Raw genomic sequence first — 281 nt, 5'->3', positions numbered from 1 at the left:
TGAGATCAGAGGCGACTTCGCCGCGCCGGTGCTGGAAAAGCTTGTCCGCACGCTGACACGGCTATGATGCTGCCGGCAAACGACGTCCGGGTTTACTTGGCCCTGGGGGCCACGGACATGCGCAAGTCCATTGATGGGCTCTCCATCCTGGTGTCACAGCAGCTTACGCTCGATCCGTTCGCCGGCCACCTGTTCGGATTTTGCAACCGCAGTAGGACCATCATCAAGCTGCTCTACTGGGATCGCAACGGCTTTTGCCTATGGCAGAAACGGCTGGAGCG

1 protein-coding gene is annotated in these 281 nt (G+C 59.8%); it reads left to right on the top strand.

The genetic code is table 11. From position 1 onward, the window contains the following. Positions 1-63: 63 nt before the first annotated feature. A partial coding sequence (gene tnpB, locus GTA51_RS21570) for an IS66 family insertion sequence element accessory protein TnpB (RefSeq protein WP_160964322.1) occupies positions 64-281 on the top strand: 218 nt, incomplete at its 3' end.

Origin of the sequence: Solidesulfovibrio aerotolerans, assembly GCF_009856865.1 — a bacterium.
Classification (GTDB): domain Bacteria; phylum Desulfobacterota; class Desulfovibrionia; order Desulfovibrionales; family Desulfovibrionaceae; genus Solidesulfovibrio; species Solidesulfovibrio aerotolerans.
The sequence above is the reverse complement of the archived record's forward strand: the minus strand, read 5'-3'. Positions and strand labels throughout refer to the sequence as shown.